Here is a 13,063-nt window from a genome sequence, read left to right as displayed (position 1 = left end):
ACCTGGGGTCAGAGCAGACCGAGATCGGCCAGCTCGCGCCTGAGTTTCGGCGGCATCTCGATCAATCCGGCCTTGCCCTTACCCAGATCGAGCGGCGCGTCCGCCGGCTTCAGGTAGCGCCAGCCCTGAAAAGCCCGGCGTGGCTGCCAGTCGGTGCGTACAACCTCGGGGTCGAGTATCAGATGGCAACGGCCTATGCCTTCACTGTCGGTGAACGGCCGGATTTCGGTGATCAACTGGCGGCACTGCACATTGCCTTTGATCACCCAATAGAGCGAACCGCCATCGGTAACCTCGGCGCCGCGCGTCGGCATCATACGGGTGGTGTGATACTGCTCGACCGGCTCACCGGCGCGCCGCCGCTCGTCGAGGCGGAAGGCGATCCACTCTTCGAGATCCTCGACGCTGTCGCAGCCGACACAGAGTTTTATGAGATTGAGAGACATCGCTTAAGGTTAGTCCTGCACGCGAACGCGTCAACGACCGGATCGACTTCTCCACAGTGGCGGTTTAGGCCAGCCTTCAGCACTCCACGACGTTGACTGCAAGCCCGCCAAGGCTGGTTTCCTTGTACTTCTCGTTCATGTCGAGGCCGGTCTGGCGCATGGTCTCGATCGCCGCATCGAGCGGTACGAAATGGATGCCGTCGCCCTTGATGGCCAGTGACGCTGCCGTCACCGCCTTGACCGCGCCCAACGCATTGCGTTCGATGCACGGCACCTGCACCAGCCCGCCGACCGGATCGCAGGTCATGCCGAGATGATGTTCGAGCGCGATCTCGGCGGCATTCTCGACCTGCTCGGGCGTGCCGCCCATGACGGCGCACAGGCCGGCCGCCGCCATCGCCGATGCCGAGCCGACCTCGCCCTGACAGCCGACCTCGGCGCCCGAGATCGACGCGTTGGTCTTGATGATGCCGCCAACGGCGGCAGCCGTCAGCAGGAAATCACGAATGCTCGGCTGGTCCGCCTCGGGATGGAAATGCAGCCAGTAGCGCAGCACCGCCGGCAGCGTGCCGGCAGCGCCATTGGTCGGCGCGGTGACGACGCGGCCGCCGGCGGCATTTTCCTCGTTCACGGCCATGGCGTAGATCGACAGCCAGTCATTGGCGAGCAAAGGATTGGGCTTGTTCTGCTGCCACTGCTCCTGCAGCTTATCGTGCAGCATGCGGGCACGGCGGCGCACCTTCAGCCCACCCGGCATGATGCCATCCTGCGACAGGCCACGGTCGATGCAGCCCTTCATGGCGCTCCAGATTCCGTCGAGGCCGGCGTCGAGCTCCTCGCGCGTCATCTGCGTCTCCTCGTTGACGCGTTTCATGTCGGCGATGGAAAGGCCGCTTTTGCCGGCCATGGCCAGCATCTCGACCGCATTCTTGAACGGATAAGGCACTTTCTTGCCTTCGGTTGTCACCGAACCTTTGGCTTTCATCCGCTGCAGTTCTTCTTCGGAAACCACGAAGCCGCCGCCGATCGAATAATAGATGCGCTTGAGCAGCAGGCGGCCGCCGGAATCATAGGCGTAGAACGCCATGCCGTTGGCGTGACCGGTGAGCGGCGTTTTGCGGTCCAGCACCAGATCGGTGGCCGGATCGAAGCGATAGGCGGGATGGCCGGGCGGCGAAATGCGCTTTTCGGCGGCGATGCGGCTGGCAATGCCATCGGCCTGGTCGGGATCGACCGTCTGCGGCGTCAGGCCGGCAAGGCCGAGCATGACGGCGCGATCACTGCCGTGGCCAATACCGGTGTAGGCGAGTGACCCGTGCAGACTTGCGCCAAGCCGATCGACCTTGACGCCCGCCGGACGCGGCCAGTCATTTCCCGCGACCTCGTCGAGAAACCGCGCAGCGGCTGTCATCGGCCCCATCGTGTGCGAACTCGAGGGTCCTATGCCGATCTTGAACAGGTCGAAAACCGAAAGGAACACGCGGCGTTGTCTCCTGGCGTCAGGTCGATGACTACATATAGGAATTCCCACGATGTTTCCGCTCTTTTGGAAATCGCGGCGCTGCACCCGCCGACCTTGTTTGCTCCGGCAGCGACATTGGTGCCTTATCGCTGTAGGCGGACATCGAAGCGATCGCGCTGAATGTGCTAAATTCAGGCATGGGCGATTCCCTCGATCTTTCGACAGCCGATCTCGCGGCGCTGGCCTTCTTCCTCGTCGCGTGGCTGCTGCACACGTTCGCCTCCGACGGCAAGCTGGTCAGCCGCATGTCACTGACGACGGCGATGAATGCACAGCGGCAAGCCTGGATGCGGACCATGGCCGAGCGCGAGATCCGCATCGTCGATACCGCCATCATGAGCGGGCTGCAGCAAGGCACCGCCTTCTTCGCCTCCAGCTCGCTGATCGCCATCGGCGGCTGTTTTGCCCTGCTCGGCGCATCCGACCGGGTTCTTGAAGTGCTCAGCGACCTGCCCCTGGGTGGCGCGCCGTCGCGCGCGGCCTTCCAGATAAAGGTGTTCGGGCTGGTGCTGATCCTGGCGTTTTCGTTCTTCAAATTCGGCTGGGCGTACCGGCTGTTCAACTATTGCACGATCCTGATCGGCGCCGTGCCGATCCCGCATGGCGAAGCCTCACGCAATCCGGTCACCGAAACGGCGGTGTGGCGTGCGGCGCAAATGAACATGCTGGCCGGAAAGCACTTCAACTCCGGCCTGCGCGGCGTGTTCTTCTCGATCGGTTATCTCGGCTGGTTCGTCGACCCAATGGTGTTCGTGTTGTCGACGCTGTTGCTGCTGGCCGTTCTGGTGCGGCGCCAGTTCTTCTCGGCCGCCAGGCAGGCGGTGATCGGTCAGCCGCCTGGAAAAGGCTGATCGATCCGGCCTGACAGCCAGTAGGCAAAAAGCCCGATCCATTCGCGGATGGCCATGGTGGCGGCCTGCAGCGAATCGGCTGGATTGTCGCGGAACAGGCCGATGCCTTCTTTGCCCGAGGTGCGATAGTCGACCGGCCAGGGAACAGTCGCAAAGCCGGCCTTGTCGAACAGCGCCTTGGCGCGCGGCATATGGAAGGCCGAAGTCACCAGCAGCCAGGTCTCGCCGGGCTTCGGCGTTAGCAACTCCTTGGTGAAGACCGCGTTCTCATAGGTGTTGCGGGACTTGTTCTCCAGGATCAGACGATCGGCGGCCACGCCAAGCGCGGTGAGCAGGCGCGGCGCGGTTGCGGCATCGCCCTCGCCATCGAGAAACAACGCGCCGGTGCCGCCGGAGACGACCACCTTGGCGGTAGGAAAGCGCCGGGCCAGAACTGCGGTCTCGACCATCCGATCTCCGCTGCTGTTCAACTCATAGCCGCCGCGCGCCAGATTGATGGCGCCCTCGAAGCCGCCGCCGAGCACGACGATGCCGTCGACCTTTGCCGGCAGCGGCGGGCGCGCGAAGCGCTCTTCCAGCGGATTGAGCATCATGGCGCCGAGCGACGTCCACGCTGACAGCGCAAGGACCAGAAATGCCAGCACGCTGCCGGTAGCCGCCAGCCGCCGGCGCCCGATCATGGCCGCGAGCAATCCCGCCAGCAGCAGAAAGATCGCCAGGTTCAGCGGCTGGATGAAGAACCAAAAGATCTTGGACAGGTAGAAGAACATCGCTCACCCCATTGCAGCGCCGCGCGGGCGTGCGCGCTCAAAGGACGCTAACACTTTGATTTTGCGCAGGATCCTTCCGAAAATCGATTCGACTTTCAGGGCATGCGCTAGACGAGCGACGTCCCTACCACCACTTCTCCGGCTGGAACGTGCCTGCGGCCTGCTCGATGACGGCAGCGGTCTGGAACAGGGTTTCCTCATCGAACGGCCGGCCGATCAGCTGCAGGCCGAGCGGCAGGCCCTTGGCGTCGAGCCCGGCGGGCACAGCGATGCCCGGCAGGCCCGCCATGTTCACAGTGACGGTGAAGATGTCGTTCAGGTACATCTTGACCGGATCGGCAGCCATGTCCTCGTCGGCGATGCCGAAGGCGGCGGACGGCGTTGCCGGGGTCAGGATGACATCGACGCCGGCGGCGAAGACAGTCTCGAAATCCCGCTTGATCAGATTGCGCACCTTCTGCGCCTGCAGATAGTAGGCGTCGTAATAGCCGGCCGACAGCACATAGGTGCCGATCATGATGCGGCGCTTGACCTCGCGGCCGAAACCCGCGGCGCGGGTCTTCTCATACATGTCGACGATATCCTTGCCCGGCACGCGCAAGCCGTAGCGGACGCCATCATAGCGGGCGAGGTTGGACGAAGCCTCGGCCGGCGCCACGATGTAATAGGCGGGCAGCGCGTATTTCGTATGCGGCAGGGAAATGTCGACGATCTCGGCGCCGGCGTCCTTCAGCCAGGCAATGCCCTTCTGCCACAGCGCTTCGATCTCTTCGGGCATGCCGTCGACGCGGTATTCCCTGGGAATGCCGACCTTCATGCCCTTGATCGGCTTGCCGATCACCGCCTCATAATCCGGCACCGGCCGGTCGACCGACGTCGTGTCCTTCGGATCGACAGAGGCCATCGATTTCAACAGGATCGCGGCATCGCGTACGTCGCGCGCGATCGGGCCGGCCTGGTCGAGCGACGAGGCGAACGCGACGATACCCCAGCGTGAGCAGCGGCCATAGGTCGGCTTGATGCCGACCGTCCCGGTGAAGGCGGCCGGCTGGCGGATCGAGCCGCCAGTGTCCGTCGCGGTCGCGCCGGCGCACAGGAAGGCGGAGACTGCCGTGGCCGACCCGCCAGAAGAGCCACCCGGCACCAACTGCGCATTGTCCAGGCTGCGCACGGTCCTCGTGCCGCCGGCCGAAACGAAGCCGCCGTCGCCCTGATGCGTCGTGGGCATCACCGCAGTATCGAGGCGCGAGCGCCGCCACGGATTGATGACCGGGCCATAGTAGGACGTCTCGTTGGACGAGCCCATGGCGAACTCGTCCATGTTGAGTTTGCCGAGCATAACGGCGCCGTCGGCCCACAGATTTAACGTAACGGTCGATTCGTAGCGCGGCTTGAACCCGTCGAGCACATGGCTGCAAGCCTGCGTGTGGACGCCTTCGGTGCCGAACAGGTCCTTGATCCCCAACGGAATGCCTTCCAGCGCACCGCCCTCGCCCTTGACCAGCCTGGCGTCGGACGCCTTGGCCATGTCGCGCGCCTTGTCGCCGGTCACGGCGACATAGGCATTGAGCGCCGGATTGGCGCGCTCGATAGCGCCGAGATAGGCCTCGGTGATCTCGGTCGCGGTGATTTCCTTGTCGCGCAGCTTGGCGCGGGCCTGTGAAATCGTCAGCTGGGTCAGGTCGCTCATCAAAGGCTCTTTTCGTAAAACACCGACCACTCAGAATCGGGATAATCCAGCACCGGGCCGCAGCGCGAAAACCCGGCGCGTTCGTAGACTGTCCACGCCGCGGGATGACGATCGCCCGTCTCCAGCACCAGGCGCTTCAGCCCCTCGTTGCGCGCCAGCGATTCGACCCGCTCAACGATTTTCGCGCCGATCTTCTGCCCGCGATGCGACGGCCTGATATACATGCGCTTGACCTCGCCAATGGCGCCGTCATGACGCTTCAGCGCGCCGCAGCCAATGGCCAGGCCATTATCGCGGGCGATGAAAACCGTCGTGTCCTCACCGGCCATCTGCTCGACCGTCAAATGGTAGCAATGCTCCGGCGGCGTCAGTTCGAGCAAGGTCTCGTTGAGTTCCGTGACCAGCCTGCGCACGTCGTCCTGGAGCGGCTTCTCAATGGCGATCTCGATTGCCATCGGCCGGTTTACTCCACGACCTTCGGCACGAGGAAGAAATTCTCTTCGGTCGCCGGCGCGTTAGCGACGATGTCGGCGGCCTTGCCGCCGTCGGTGACGACATCGCTGCGCTTCTTCATGTCCATCGGCGTTACCGAGGTCATTGGTTCGACACCGGAAACATCGACCTCGTTCAGCTGCTCGACGAAGCCCAGAATGGCGTTCAGCTCCCCGGTCATCCGTTCGGCATCTTCTTCGCTCACCGCGATGCGGGCGAGATGCGCGACGCGCTTCACTGTCTGAAGATCTACGGACATGTTTTTGCCTCGGGGAAAACCAGTTCGGGCTATAGCGGCGCCGCGCGCGCTGCGCAACATGCATCGTGCGAGAGACCAGGCTGTGCCGGCGGCCCGCTCGTGGGCCCTCAGAATACGTCTATGGCAGAGCAACGCCTTCGCACAGATAGTAGCTGCCGCTGTTGCCGCTTGCTTCGCTTTCGTCGTCGACGGGCCGAACCGACACGAGATCGATCTGCTTGGCGTTCATTTGCGTCACGGAGAGAACGTCGGGAAAGACATAACCCGGTTCCTGGCAGATGGCCGTCACCGCCCAGCTCGGCGAAGCCGTGGCCTTGCTGATCTGCAGAAACTCGCAATTGTATTCGACGCTCTGCAGGCCGTGCGCCGAAAGCACGATGTTGCCTGCGTCGATCAGCGTTTGCAGCGTGTCCTTTTTGGCCTGTTTGCAAAGCTCCTCGGATTGCAGGTAGACGCCCTCGATGAAATCATCCGCGGCGAGCGCGGGCGACGCCGCGACCAACATCGATACACAAAGAGATTTCCTCAAAGCCATGGTCTTATTCCGCTTTCGCCACGCCTAGATCGTAATCGTCTCACCGATATCAGGCGATGCCACCGTCACGCTGGACCCTTCCATGCCGGCCTCGAACTTGTCGGCGGTCGGATCGATCATCGGAAACGTGCCGAAGTGACAGGGAACCACGGTATCGAATTTGAAGAAACGCCGGCAGGCAAGTGCAGCCACCGCGCCGCCCATGGTGAAGCGGTCGCCGATCGGCACCAGGCCGACCTTGGGTTCATGCAACTCGTTGATCAGCGCCATGTCGGAGAAGATGTCGGTGTCGCCCATGTGATAGAGCGTCTTGTCTTCCGGGAAATGCAGGACGAGGCCGCCCGGATTGCCGAGATAGGTGTTCTGGCCGCCCTCGCCGGGGAACGAGGATGAGTGCAGCGCCTGGACAAAAGTGGTGGTGAAGCTGCCGCAATCGACGGTGCCGCCGATGTTGCCCGGGTTGATCTTCTTGTCGCTGACCCCCTTGCCGACCAGATACATGCAGATCTCGAAATTGGCGACCAGCTGCGCGCCGCTTTTGCCGAGCACTTCCACGGCGCCGCTGATGTGATCGCTGTGGCCATGCGTCAGCAGCACATGCGTGATCCCCTCGGCCGGTCCCTCCCAGCCGCCCGTCCAGGACGGATTGCCGATCAGATAGGGATCGATGAGGATCTTGGCATCAGCGGTCTCGATGCGAAAGGCCGAGTGGCCGTACCAGGTCAGTTTCATGAATGCATTCCTCGATTTTTATCTTGCCAAAGGATAGAACGCCGATGGCCCCGAGATCAAAGGGTTACTTGTCCGCCACGCGTTTGACAAAACACCTGGTGGTGAAAGGCGAAGGACGGCCGGTGGGCATTATCACGATCGAAGAATTGCCGGCGCGGCTAACCGGCGGCAAGACGCTGGCGGGGCTTGACCTCGGCGACAAGACGATCGGCGTCGCGGTCTCGGACCAGAGGTTTTCCTTCGCCCATCCGCGCCCGGTCATCATGCGAAGGAAATTCTCGCTCGATGCGGCGGTGCTGCTCGCCTTGCTGCACAAGGAGAATGCCGGCGCGGTGGTGATTGGGCTGCCGATCAACATGGACGGTTCGGAAGGTCCGCGTGCGCAGAAATCACGCGCCTTCGTCCGCAACATGGCCCAGATAAGCGACCTGCCGTTCGTGCTCTGGGATGAGAGACTATCGACGGTCGCGGCCGAAAGGACGCTGATCGAGATGGATTTCTCGCGCCGCAAACGCGCCGGCAAGATCGATTCGGCGGCTGCCGCGTTTATTCTGCAGGGAGTTTTGGACCGGCTTCAGTCGCTCCACGCATCCGCTCGAACGGAACCGGACCCGCCCAGCGCTGTCTGACCCAGCCGGCGATTTCGCGGCGACGGCGGAAGGCCCAAAGCGCCATCAGCAGCAACCCGTCGAAGACGCACGTCTTCGCCACCATGCCGGGAATGATCGCCGGGTCGATGCCGAGCATCTGACCATAGAGCTGGAAGAAGAAGTCGTGCATCTGTCGGCTGAGCATCGTGTAGCCGAAATTGATGTCATTGGCCGACAGATAGAACCAGCCCCAGAAAATCGCCATCGGCGCCGCCCAGAATCCGAAGATGTAGCGCATCAGCGGCCTCCCCTGGGATGGGAGCCGGTCTTGGACACCGTTCGGCCTGATATGAGTGAAAGCAGCGAATTGTGGGCCGCGGCTTTTGCCATGCCGTGCGCGATGGCATGGATCTCGCTTTCGCCCGAAGCCGCTGTCGCAACCAAGGATCGCCGTTCGGCAAGCATGGCGACATAGGACGCCAGAAGTGCCGCCAGTTGCACGGCGACAGCCATGAACAGCCCGTTGATGCCTTGCGCGGCGCCACCGACGACGATCAGCGACAACACGCCGGACGCGCATATGAAGGCGATGCGGGCGACGCTGTCGGCGCCCGCGCTGGTCGCGTCGTTGACCAGGGCTTCGACAAAGGCCCAGAAAAACAGAACCGCGACGACAAGCAATGCGGTGGCGAGCGGCGCCACGACGACGAAATTGTCGAGGTCGACGAAGCGGGTACCCTCGATTGTAGTGCCCAGCACGCCGAGCGCCGCCGCCACACCCCGGTTTCCGTCGATGCAGATTAGCGCAAGCAGGGCGAAAACAATCGCCCAGTGCAAGGCCAGAAAAGAGGTCAGTACCTGTCGCATCGGTGTTCCTGCTTCGCAAAGCAAGAGACGGCCAATCTGAACCATTCCCTGCTTGCACTAGGACAGTGGGCCTTGCCGTCCGCCATCGCAATGGAAACCATTTGTTAAGGTTAACGGCGATTAGCCATACGCGTGAAGATGCCCGCCAACGCGTCAAAACTGTGGATGGCGCCGGTTTTTGCGATGCTCGCGGCTCAGTTCACCGGCGGATAGAGCGTGTCGATGATCATGCGTGCATCGTGGCGCGAATCGATCATGCCATAGGTGTTGCGCCATTGGCCGGCCAAACGCGTCTCGACGAAAGCGTCGGCGATCCGCCCTGCCCCCAGACGGCGCAATTCCGCCGCCGCAGCCGACAGCGCCAGCTGCTCGGTCAGCAGCCGGGCAGAACCTTCGTCGGTTGAGGCAACCTGCATCGCCGCCTTCAGCACGCCGATCGTGCCGCGTCCGCCGGCGCCGAGATCACGGTCGATGCCGGCCAGCACATCCTCGAACAGGCCGGGCGCACGGCCGAGCACGCGCAGCACATCAAGCGCCATGACATTGCCCGAGCCTTCCCAGATCGCGTTGACCGGGGCCTCGCGATAGTAGCGGGCGAGTGGCGCCTCCTCGACATAGCCATTGCCGCCGAGGCACTCCATAGTCTCATAGAGCAAAGGCGGCGCGATCTTGCAGACCCAGTATTTGACGACCGGCGTCATGGCCCGAGCAAACGCCGCCTCGCCGCGATCGCTGGCCGCCTCGTCGAAGGAGCGCGCCAACCGGAACGACAGCGCGGTGGCGGCGGCGACATCGAGCGCCATGTCGGCCAGAACGCGCTGCATCAACGGCTGCTCGATCAGGGTCGAACCGAACACCTGGCGATGGCGGGCGTGGTGAACGGCCTCGGCCAGGCCCGCGCGCATGATCGCCGACGATGCGATGGCACAATCGAGCCGGGTCAGGGTGACCATGTCCATGATCGTCTTCACACCGGCACCGGCTTCGCCGACCATCTCGCCGATAGCATTGACAAATTCGACTTCGGAGGAGGCGTTGGAACGATTGCCGAGCTTGTCCTTCAGCCGCTGAAAGCGGAAGCCGTTGCCCGAACCGTCACCGAGAACGCGCGGCACGAGGAAGCACGATAGTCCCTCAGGCGCCTGCGCCAGCACCAGGAAGGCATCCGACATCGGCGCGGACATGAACCATTTGTGCCCGTTCAGACGATAAAAACCGCTGCCGGCGCGTTCCGCCCTCGTCACATTGGCGCGCACATCGGTGCCGCCCTGTTTCTCGGTCATGCCCATGCCGAGGGTCAGCCCGGTCTTCTCGACCGGCGGTTTCTGGCTCTGGTCGTATTTGCGCGTCGTCACGCGCGGCGCCCATTCGCGAAACAGTTTCGGGCTGGCCATCAAGGCCGCCAGCGAAGCGTTGGTCATGGTGATGGGGCACAGATGCCCGGTCTCCAGCTCCGCCGTCAGATAAAACCGGGCGGCACGGACCTGATGGCGGCGGCCGATCTCGGTGTCGCCGTTCTCCCACACCGAGGAATGCAGCCCGTTGGCCACAGAGCGGCGCATCAAGGCGTGATAGGCGGGATGGAACTCGACCACGTCGATGCGCCGTCCCTGGCGATCATGCGTCCTGAGCTTCGGCGTCTCGACATTGGCGAGGCGCGCCAATTCCTGCGCCTCCTGCGTCAGCACAAAGCGGCCGAGACCATCGAGTTCCCGGCGCACCGGATCGGAAAAACGCTCCGCTAGCTGGATCAGCAACGGATCGCCCCGCCAGGCGTTGCCGCCCGTCAGCGGCGGCGGCTGGTTCGTCACGTCGTCGGTCACGCCCAATCCTTCTATCGTCAGAAAGCCACGAATCCGGGGCTGTCGGCTAGATATAGCCAAGCCATGCAGCGCGCGCGATGAAAATACCGGCCGATACAATCGGCTATCTACACGAAAAAATTGAGGAGAACGGCTACAATGCAAAGCTGGCGCTTGCAGCCGCAAAGTCTCCACCCTATAGCAGCGCCTTGAGATGACCGACGCTTCGTCCCCCTATCCTCATCGCCATCTTCTGGGCATCCGCGACCTTTCCCCCGCCGATATCGAGCTGTTGCTCGACAGGGCGGACCGGGCGGTCGCGATCTCGCGGCAGTCGGAGAAGAAAACCTCGACGCTGCGCGGTCGCACACAGATCAACCTCTTCTATGAAGCCTCGACGCGCACACAGTCGTCGTTCGAGCTTGCCGGAAAGCGGCTCGGCGCCGATGTCATGAACATGTCGGTGGCAAGCTCTTCGGTGAAGAAGGGCGAAACGCTCATCGACACGGCGATGACGCTGAACGCCATGCGGCCCGACATCCTGATCATCCGCCACCAATCGGCCGGTGCTGCCGCCCTTCTGGCGCAGAAGGTCGGCTGCTCCGTCGTCAACGCCGGCGACGGCGCGCATGAACACCCGACACAGGCGCTGCTCGATGCGCTGACCATTCGTCGCGCCAAGGGTCCGCTGTCGAAGCTCATCGTGGCAATCTGCGGCGACATCCTGCATTCGCGCGTGGCGCGTTCCAACATCATGCTGCTCAACGCGCTCGGCGCGCAGGTGCGCGTCGTCGCTCCGTCGACGCTGCTGCCCACCGGCATCGAGAAGATGGGCGTCATCGTAACCCGTTCGATGGCCGAAGGCCTCAAGGGCGCCGATGTGGTGATGATGCTGCGCCTGCAGCGCGAGCGCATGGAGGGCGCCTTCGTGCCTTCGGTCCGCGAATATTTCCGCTATTTCGGCCTCGATGCCGAGAAACTGAAGGCCGCCAAGGATGACGCGCTGGTGATGCATCCCGGGCCGATGAACCGCGGCGTCGAGATCGCCTCGGAAATCGCCGACGGTCCGCAAAGCGTCATCCAGGAACAAGTTGAAATGGGCGTCGCCGTGCGCATGGCGGTGATGGAAGCGCTTCTTGACCCGCGCCGTAATCAAGAGGGCCGCGGCGCATGAGCATAACGGTCTTTGAGCGCGCCCGCGTTGTCGACCCCTCGCGCGGCATCGATGAAGTCGGCGCCGTCTTCGTCGATGGCCGCAAGATCGTAGCCGCCGGCAAAGCAGCGCTGAACCAGGGCGCGCCCGAGGGCGCCACCGTTATCAACTGCGCCGGCAAGGCGATCATTCCAGGCCTGATCGACGGCCGTGTCTTCATCGGCGAACCGGGCGGCGAGCATCGCGAGACCATTGCGTCGGCAAGTGTCGCGGCGGCGGCCGGCGGCGTCACATCCATCGTCATGATGCCCGATACCGATCCGGTGATCGACAATGTGGCGCTGGTCGAATTCGTGCTGCGCACCGCCAAGGACACGGCCATCGTCAACGTCTTTCCGGCTGCGGCGATCACCAAGGGCCTCGACGGGCGCGAAATGACCGAGTTCGGCCTGCTGCGCGAAGCCGGCGCCGTCGCCTTCACCGATGGCCGCCACACCATATCGAGCGCGCTGGTGATGCGCCGCGCGCTGACCTATGCGCGCGACTTCGACGCCACCATCGTGCATGAGACGCAGGATGCGGACCTCGGTTCATCCGGCGTGATGAATGAAGGCCTCTACGCCAGTTGGCTCGGCCTCTCCGGCGTTCCGCGCGAAGCCGAATCCATCCCGCTGGAGCGCGATCTGGCCTTGGCCCGGCTGACGCGTGGTTCGTACCATGCAGCAAAGATCTCGACGGCGATGGCGGCAAACGCCATAACGCGTGCGAAAGCCGACGGCGCGACGGTGACGTCAGGCGTGGCGATCCACAATCTGTCGCTGAATGAAAACGATGTCGGCGAATACCGCACCTTCTTCCGCCTGACGCCACCTTTGCGCGCCGAGGAAGACCGGTTGGCGATGATCGAGGCGGTCAGGGACGGCACGATCGACATCATCGTCTCCTCGCATGATCCGCAGGATGTCGACACCAAGCGCCTGCCCTTCGCCGATGCGGCGGCCGGCGCCATAGGGTTGGAGACGCTTCTGGGCGCCGCACTGCGGCTCTACCACAATGGCGATGTGCCGTTGCTGCGGCTGATAGAAACCCTGTCCACCGCTCCCGCAAAACTGTTCGGCCTGCCCGGCGGCACGCTGAAGCCGGGCGCTGTCGCCGATCTTGCGCTTGTCGACCTCGACGGACCCTGGATCGTCAGCGAAAGCGGCATTCGTTCGCGGTCGAAAAACACCTGTTTCGAAGGCGCGCGACTGCAAGGCAAGGTCTTGCAAACGCTGGTTGCGGGCCGCACAGTGTTTTCCGCCTGAACCGGCCACGGCGCATCGCGCCTGATCCGGCCGAACTGGGGAAATGCGGG

15 protein-coding genes are annotated in these 13,063 nt (G+C 63.4%); 4 read left to right on the top strand and 11 right to left on the bottom strand.

Translation table 11 applies throughout. From position 1 onward, the window contains the following. Positions 1–8: 8 nt before the first annotated feature. Together NKH95_RS16580 and NKH95_RS16575 are read right to left on the bottom strand one after the other, a co-directional pair. Complete coding sequence (locus NKH95_RS16580; protein ID WP_013531780.1) at positions 9–446, bottom strand: DUF1489 family protein; 438 nt, start codon at positions 444–446, stop codon at positions 9–11. A 76-nt stretch (positions 447–522) separates the two neighbouring features. Beyond that, the gene (locus NKH95_RS16575; protein ID WP_127295570.1) at positions 523–1,926 is read right to left on the bottom strand and encodes an L-serine ammonia-lyase; all 1,404 of its coding nucleotides are present in this window, start codon (positions 1,924–1,926) and stop codon (positions 523–525) included. Positions 1,927–2,105: 179 nt separating this feature from the next. Between NKH95_RS16575 and NKH95_RS16570 the strand changes: the two genes are divergently transcribed. Further along, positions 2,106–2,819, top strand: a complete 714-nt coding sequence (locus NKH95_RS16570) for a DUF599 domain-containing protein (RefSeq protein WP_027161543.1) — start codon at positions 2,106–2,108, stop codon at positions 2,817–2,819. Here NKH95_RS16570 and NKH95_RS16565 read toward each other — a convergent pair. The 6 genes from NKH95_RS16565 to NKH95_RS16540 all read right to left on the bottom strand — a co-directional run bounded on the left by NKH95_RS16565 (position 2,798) and on the right by NKH95_RS16540 (position 7,297). Further along, positions 2,798–3,589 carry a YdcF family protein gene (locus NKH95_RS16565; RefSeq protein ID WP_352553072.1) on the bottom strand — a complete coding sequence of 264 codons (792 nt, stop codon included), beginning with the start codon at positions 3,587–3,589 and terminating at the stop codon, positions 2,798–2,800. The genes NKH95_RS16570 and NKH95_RS16565 overlap by 22 nt on opposite strands. 124 nt (positions 3,590–3,713) lie before the next feature. Next, the gene (locus tag NKH95_RS16560) at positions 3,714–5,279 is read right to left on the bottom strand and encodes an amidase (protein ID WP_352753286.1); all 1,566 of its coding nucleotides are present in this window, start codon (positions 5,277–5,279) and stop codon (positions 3,714–3,716) included. Next, positions 5,279–5,734 (bottom strand): GNAT family N-acetyltransferase, encoded by a 456-nt coding sequence (locus tag NKH95_RS16555; protein ID WP_023812957.1) that lies wholly within the window; start codon positions 5,732–5,734, stop codon positions 5,279–5,281. Before NKH95_RS16555 ends, NKH95_RS16560 begins: the two co-directional genes overlap by 1 nt. Positions 5,735–5,742: 8 nt before the next feature. Continuing rightward, positions 5,743–6,030 (bottom strand): Asp-tRNA(Asn)/Glu-tRNA(Gln) amidotransferase subunit GatC, encoded by a 288-nt coding sequence (gatC, locus tag NKH95_RS16550; RefSeq protein WP_023812958.1) that lies wholly within the window; start codon positions 6,028–6,030, stop codon positions 5,743–5,745. Positions 6,031–6,148: 118 nt separating this feature from the next. Next, positions 6,149–6,565, bottom strand: a complete 417-nt coding sequence (locus tag NKH95_RS16545) for a hypothetical protein (protein ID WP_352553071.1) — start codon at positions 6,563–6,565, stop codon at positions 6,149–6,151. Positions 6,566–6,589: 24 nt separating this feature from the next. Then, the gene (locus tag NKH95_RS16540) at positions 6,590–7,297 is read right to left on the bottom strand and encodes a metal-dependent hydrolase (protein WP_352774237.1); all 708 of its coding nucleotides are present in this window, start codon (positions 7,295–7,297) and stop codon (positions 6,590–6,592) included. A 122-nt stretch (positions 7,298–7,419) separates the two neighbouring features. Here NKH95_RS16540 and ruvX point away from each other — a divergent pair, with 122 nt between their 5' ends. Further along, entirely contained in the window at positions 7,420–7,926 is a 507-nt protein-coding gene (ruvX, locus tag NKH95_RS16535) for a Holliday junction resolvase RuvX (protein ID WP_352612923.1), read from the top strand. Here the strand turns inward: ruvX and NKH95_RS16530 are convergent. The 3 genes from NKH95_RS16530 to NKH95_RS16520 all read right to left on the bottom strand — a co-directional run bounded on the left by NKH95_RS16530 (position 7,844) and on the right by NKH95_RS16520 (position 10,577). Next, positions 7,844–8,185, bottom strand: coding sequence for a DUF6105 family protein (locus NKH95_RS16530; protein ID WP_023812962.1), 342 nt, complete (start codon positions 8,183–8,185; stop codon positions 7,844–7,846). The genes ruvX and NKH95_RS16530 overlap by 83 nt on opposite strands. Further along, positions 8,185–8,754, bottom strand: a complete 570-nt coding sequence (locus tag NKH95_RS16525; RefSeq protein WP_352612925.1) for a hypothetical protein — start codon at positions 8,752–8,754, stop codon at positions 8,185–8,187. Before NKH95_RS16525 ends, NKH95_RS16530 begins: the two co-directional genes overlap by 1 nt. Before the next feature lie 194 nt (positions 8,755–8,948). Further along, complete coding sequence (locus NKH95_RS16520; protein ID WP_023812964.1) at positions 8,949–10,577, bottom strand: DNA alkylation response protein; 1,629 nt, start codon at positions 10,575–10,577, stop codon at positions 8,949–8,951. A 193-nt stretch (positions 10,578–10,770) separates the two neighbouring features. Here NKH95_RS16520 and NKH95_RS16515 point away from each other — a divergent pair, with 193 nt between their 5' ends. Next, complete coding sequence (locus tag NKH95_RS16515) at positions 10,771–11,730, top strand: aspartate carbamoyltransferase catalytic subunit (RefSeq protein WP_127411308.1); 960 nt, start codon at positions 10,771–10,773, stop codon at positions 11,728–11,730. Then, positions 11,727–13,013 carry a dihydroorotase gene (locus NKH95_RS16510; protein ID WP_352612929.1) on the top strand — a complete coding sequence of 429 codons (1,287 nt, stop codon included), beginning with the start codon at positions 11,727–11,729 and terminating at the stop codon, positions 13,011–13,013. The genes NKH95_RS16515 and NKH95_RS16510 overlap by 4 nt, the downstream gene beginning before the upstream one ends. Positions 13,014–13,063: the final 50 nt, after the last annotated feature.

The sequence above is a fragment of the Mesorhizobium sp. M0848 genome, assembly GCF_040319805.1.
Taxonomy (GTDB): Bacteria; Pseudomonadota; Alphaproteobacteria; order Rhizobiales; family Rhizobiaceae; genus Mesorhizobium.
The sequence above is the reverse complement of the archived record's forward strand: the minus strand, read 5'-3'. Positions and strand labels throughout refer to the sequence as shown.